We start from the raw sequence: 6,232 nt of genomic DNA on the forward strand, positions 1-6,232 counted from the left end.
GTGAAGACCAATATCCTTCTTGCTGCCACAGCCGATGAGAAAGATTGGACAAAATGTATTCCGGTGCAGCTTCCGAGTGGTCCGGTTCGCAATGCTCTCAATGTTGCCGATCATGCCGATAATATGGGTAAAGAAGTATGCATACTTGGTTCAACCGGTTCTAAGTATTGCTCGGCATACGGACTCCGCAGCGCAAGTGCTTACAAATGGGGAGATAAAGGCGATGAAAGTATAGACAACAAGAAACCCGAAACACCAGTTGTTACCGGTCAGACAATATATTCTGCGCTTGACGCATCTGACTCATCTCTTGATCCGGAATGGACAATAGAGAATGTGTCTCTTGCGACTGGCTTGAATTATGTCTGGAGCTGGAAAGACTACAACGGTCAGTATTATCTCAATGCCAGCGCGTATGCTCAGAACAAGGCTAATGCCGCCCTGGCTTATTGCTATTCTCCGGTGATATCGCTTGATGGCTTTGCTACGGCAGCTTTCAGTTTCGAACATGCCGCAAAATTTCAGACCACTATCAAGGAACTTTGCAAGGCTGTGGTTCGTGCCGAGGGCGCGACCGAATGGACCGATCTTGAAATTCCTACATGGCCTGGAACCACAAGCTGGGCATTTGTCAACAGTGGAGAGATTGATCTCTCGGCTTATGTTGGCAAGAAAGTGCAGATCGGTTTCAAATATGAGTCTTCAGACGCTGGAGCCGACACATGGGAAATCAAGAACGTGAAAGTGACAGGCACAAAATAATCGCCAAAAACAATCATAAAAATGAAAAATATTAAAGCATTATACCTTGGAATGGCGATGGCGGCAGCCGCCGCTACCCTGACTTCCTGCCAGGCAGACATGGACGCTCCCGCGCTCGTGGAGCCTAAGGCAACAATGGAAGCCAACACCACCATATCGGAGTTCAAGACCGCTTTCGCGGATCAGACGGTGAAGTGTCCGATGAAGGACGAGGCTACACAGACTCCATATATAATCCATGGACGTGTGGTTTCAAGCGATGCCACAGGTAATATCTACAAGTCTATCGTGATTCAGGACGAGACGGCTGCAATTGCCTTGTCCGTGAATCAGGGCTCGACTTATACGGACTACCGTATCGGTCAGGATGTGGTGCTGAACGCCACCGGACTCTATATCGGTTATTACAACGGTCTGCAGCAGATAGGCTGGCTTGACGAGTATAACGGCGCTCCTTCGCTTACTTTCATGGCGTGGGATTTCTTCCTCGCTCACTCCGAGCTGAACGGTTTCCCGAATCCTGACGTGAAGTATGTGGCGCAGGACGCGCAGTGGCCTGCCGACGCTCCCTACTGTATCGTGACAACATTCTCGCAGCTTCCCTCTACCGGCGAGGCGTTCCGCAACATGCAGAGCCAGCTTGTGGAATTCCGCAACGTGCATTTCGAGGAAGGTGGCAAGGAAACATACGCTCCTTATCAGGAGAGTGTGAACCGCACTCTTGTCGATGCCAACGGCNGAACGCTCACCGTGCGTACTTCAGGATATTCGAATTTCTACAACGAGCTGATTCCCGAGGGTTCGGGCAATGTGCGCGGCATCCTCTCTTATTACGGCGACGGATGGCAGCTCCTTCTCCGCGGTCTCGGCGATGTGATGATCACCGAGAAAGGTCAGAAGAACGACCCCTATACGGTTGAAGAGGCTATGGATGTCATTGATCAGGGCGCTTCCGGCTGGGTGAAAGGTTTCATCGTAGGCTCTGTAAAGGGTGGAGTGAATGACGTGACATCCAACGATGATGTTATTTTCGGTGCTGACGCGGAGATGGACAACAACATCCTTATCGCCGCTTCCGCCGACGAGACGGACTGGACCAAGTGTATCGCGGTAGAGCTTCCACAGGGTTCCGCATTCCGTGCGGCGGTAAATCTTGTCGACAATCCCGGTGTGCTCGGCAAATCGATTCTCGTAAGAGGTGATCTCGCCAAGTTCCTCGGCATGCCCGGTATCACCGGCAACGGCGGCACCGCAGCCGACGTGGAGGTTGAAGGCGTGACAATCGGCGGCGGAACTCCGGCTCCGGGACCCGGCGACGGTATCCCGGCAGGTAACGGTACTCAGGAGAGTCCGTTTAATCCTGATCAGGTAAAGGCTCAGAATGATGCCACAGGAGTATGGCTTGAGGGATATGTGGTCGGTTATGTGGCAGACAAGACCTGGGATAGTGCGGTGTTCAGTACAGAAGCTTCTGACGGCGATAATTACAAGAATGCAACGAATGTCATTCTTTCCATGGTAGCTCCAGCTGACGCGAATGCTTCTAATTCGGTGCCTGTAGGTCTTAAGAACACCGGTGATGTCCGGACAACTCTCGGCATATCCAAGAATCCCTCAATTTATGGCGCACGCGTGAAAGTGAAAGGAGACCTGAAGAAATACTTTGGCATGAAGAGTGTAAGGGATGTTACCGAATATGTTATCGTTGATGGCAGTGGCGACACCCCGGCTCCTCCGTCGACAGGAGAAACAACGGTATATTCCTCACTTGAAAAAACACTGACGGCACTGCCTTCCGACTGGACAATAGATAATGTGACTCTCCCTGCTGGCAAGACCGAGCTGTGGTCATGGAGGACGTATAACGACAGCGGATATCTTAATGCCACAGGTTACGGAGCGACAAGCGACGGTCTTTCTTATGCCATCTCTCCCGTAATCGACCTGACTGGCTATACTTCGGCAAAAGTTTCGTTCCGTCATGCCGCAAAATTCCAGACAACCATCAAGCAGCTCTGCGGGTTTGTTGTACGTGAGGCGGGTTCTTCCGCATGGACAGAGCTGACAATACAGGAATGGCCTCCGCTGGACAACAAATGGACATTTGTCAGCTCCGGTGAAATGGATCTTTCCGCTTTNGCAGGCAAGAAAATTCAGGTGGCATTCAAATACGGATGTTCCGCTGATGGTGCCGATCAATGGGAGATAAATGACCTTGAAGTCAAAGCGTCCAGATAATCTGACAAAAACAATTAGCGATAACTGAAATCCCCCGGTGTGCCTGTCGCACCGGGGGATTTTGTATGGAAATTTATGCGGGAATGTTAAAAAACATTCTGAATGTGAAAGAATAAATGTGTGTTTCAACGTTTATTATCTTGAATGAATCGTATTCCCGCGAGGGGAATGATAAAACTCCATATTGCGAATGAAGAGATTTTACATGACACTGATGCTGGTGCTGTTTGTGTGTGCCGGCGCGTCTGCCGAATTTAAAAACGGCTATTATGATAAAATGAACGGTAAAAGCGGCGCCGCTCTCAAGGCGGCTGCCAAGGAGTGTGTGCGCACACATCAGACTCTTGTATATTCCGATCTGCCGACATATTGGCAGTATTCGGATGTCTATCCAGAACTTGTTGACGGTTGCAAACGCTGGTGGGATATGTATTCGGATGCGGTGTATCTCATAAAAAGAGGGCAGACCGGCAAGAGCAGTTTCTCGGCAAATAAGATGCAGCGGGAACACAGCGTGCCTAAATCCTGGTGGAAGCAGAACGGCTCGGTGGAATATACGCCGGCTTATTCCGATATGTGGAATCTCTTTCCCTCCGATGGCGCGGCAAATCAAGCTAAGCTGAATTATCCGCTTGGTCTGACAGCCTCTGCAAATTTCAATAACGGAGTGACGAAAGTGGGCGGTGCGCAGACCGGTTACGGCGGCGGAAGTCGTTATGTGTTCGAGCCTGCTGACGAATACAAGGGAGACTTCGCAAGGGCTTATATGTATGTGGCAACGGTATATGACGACATAAACTGGGTAGTTAATTATATGTATCAGAAAGAGGCATATCCAACTTTGATTCCCTGGGCGAGGGAGATGTTGCTGCAGTGGTGCCGTCAGGATCCCGTGGATCAGAAGGAGATAGACCGCAATAATGTGGTGGAGCAATATCAGGGTAACCGTAACCCGTTTGTGGATTTTCCGGAATTGGCGGAATATGTATGGGGCACGCGCACCACTGAGGTATTCTATGTGGACCAGCAGGAGGGTAGTGATCCCACACCTCCGATAACAGGAGATCCTGAAATCACGGCGCCGGTCAATGGAGAGGCTCTCGATTTCGGGCAGGTGGCTGTGGGTCGTTCCGAGACCCGCGTGCTTCAGATTGTAGGAAAAAATCTTACGTCTGCTCTTTCGGTAAGGGTGAGCGGTGCTGACAAGGATATGTTTGTTCCCGAAATTACCAAAGAGATTCCGGCGGCTACGATAAACCAGAACCAGGGTTATCTGCTGAACATCACCTACACTCCGACGGCTGTCGGACGGCATGAGGCTAAAATCATGCTTTATGACGGCGGTCTGACCGGTTCTATCGCCGTAACGCTCAAAGGTGAGGCTCTTCCGATGCCGACGTTCACTACGCTTACAGCCTTGCAGCCTACGGATGTGACAGCCAATTCATATACAGCCCACTGGAATCCGGTTCCTGAGGGTGAGATAGCTGATTATTATGTCCTGACGCGCACGCGTCTTGTCGACGGCAATCAGGAGACGGAAACATATGAAACTGGGGAGACAAGCTATGTGATCAGCGACCGTGATCCATCTGTTGCCGAGACTTATTATGTGCAATACTCGCGTCTCGGGATGCTTTCGGAGCCTTCCAACGAGATTTATGTTGCTGCGGGAAGTTCGGTGGAGGAGTTGTATGTGTCCGCGCCGATGCAGATTTATACGGTAAACGGCGGATTCATGATCAAGCTTAATGGCGAGAGCAAACCTATGCATGTCTATGATGTCAACGGCACGGAAGTGATATATGTCGCGACTCCGGTCGATGGCGATATCTTCCTCCTTCCGCAGGGCGCATATATCGTCACTGCCGAGGGCATGCGCCCCGTCAAGATCATTATCTGAATTTATTCCGCTAACGCGTCATAACCCTTGATGCTGGGTGTAGACGCGTTAGCGGAAATAAAATCTCCAGCTAAGATAAAATCTCAAGGCTTTAGATTCTTAATTCAGGCTTAAATAATTATTTAAACTGAGATTTGTAGTTTAATTCTGCTTTCAGTAAATGAGTTTTAATGGATTTGTCCATTAAAACCTCTCCTTGCTCTTCTTCCTTTCCAATCAATCATTTCAATCATTTGATTTCAATAATACCGACTTATGAAAGATTCATCGGGCAGCATTCCGGCTGACCGCAATTCCTGCAATATGAACTCTAATATTAACCTGACTTTGGAAAATATTATATATGTAAATTATAATATGGCACCGGATACCAAGGAGTCTGAAGGGGGGATCCGCGAACCGGATACACTTGTGATGAATGGGAATTATTGCGAACCGGATAATCGGGAGGAGGAAGAAGATGACGTGTGTCTCCGGGATATCGCGGCAGAAGAGGCATCTCCTTACTTATCCGGCAGCTCGGGAAATGTAGGGAAGGAGAATGGCGTGAATTATCCTTTCGGGAAAGAGCTTAAAAGAAGAAATACACGTAGAGCAAAATTCAAGGATTATCGTTCTCCCGGGTTTTATATGATTACTGTCAACGCCCAAAAGAAAACACCTCTGTTTTGCCGGATTTATGCTTCCGGTCATTCAGGAGCGGCTAATGAAAGAATAGATTCCATTGTACCGAAGGGAGTGGCAAATGAAAGAATAGCCTCTTTTGTGCCGGCAGGAGGCGGTGCCGGGACGGGAGCTTTGCTGCCGGTTATCGAATATTCCGATCTCGGATGTATCATAAGAGATAAGATCGAGACAATGCCGGATTATACGCCGCAACTGGAGATTGTAAGGTATGTGGTGATGCCGGATCATTTGCATATCCTTGTCAGAATCAAATCTACCCTTGAGCGACATCTGGGACGTGTGGTCGGCGGTTTTATGGGCGGGTGTACGGCTATGGCGAGAAAGGCGGGGCTGATAGCCCGGGAGGATTCTCTCTTTACCGAGAAGTTTCATGACAGAATCGTATGCCGTGCAGGTCAGATCGCGCGTCTGGTAAATTATATCAATGATAATCCGAGGAGGCTGTTGATCAAAAGAATGCATCCGGAGCTGTTCAGGAGGTATCTGCATGTCAGAATCGGTGAAAGGGAGTATGCGGCTTATGGAAATATATTTCTGCTGAAGCATTTTGACCTGTTGCCGGTAAGAATACACAGAAGGTGGTCGCCGGGTGAGTTTGATGAATATGAAAGGGGATGCATGTCACAGATAGAAAATGGCGCT

At 49.3% G+C, this 6,232-nt stretch carries 3 protein-coding genes and 1 pseudogene; all 4 read left to right on the top strand.

Translation table 11 applies throughout. From position 1 onward, the window contains the following. Window positions 1-762: DUF6359 domain-containing protein (locus JX312_RS07730; RefSeq protein WP_204457602.1), on the top strand; the 762-nt coding region annotated here is incomplete at its 5' end. A gap of 21 nt (window positions 763-783) precedes the next feature. After that, a complete protein-coding gene (locus JX312_RS07735; RefSeq protein ID WP_204457603.1) occupies window positions 784-3,000 on the top strand; it encodes a DUF5689 domain-containing protein in 2,217 nt (738 codons plus the stop codon). 190 nt (window positions 3,001-3,190) lie between these two features. After that, the gene (locus JX312_RS07740; RefSeq protein ID WP_204457604.1) at window positions 3,191-4,903 is read left to right on the top strand and encodes an endonuclease; all 1,713 of its coding nucleotides are present in this window, start codon (window positions 3,191-3,193) and stop codon (window positions 4,901-4,903) included. A gap of 357 nt (window positions 4,904-5,260) precedes the next feature. Beyond that, window positions 5,261-6,232 (top strand): annotated as a pseudogene (locus JX312_RS07745) (hypothetical protein); the annotation flags it as partial.

The organism is Barnesiella sp. CU968, assembly GCF_905219685.1.
GTDB lineage: Bacteria > Bacteroidota > Bacteroidia > Bacteroidales > Muribaculaceae > Lepagella > Lepagella muris_A.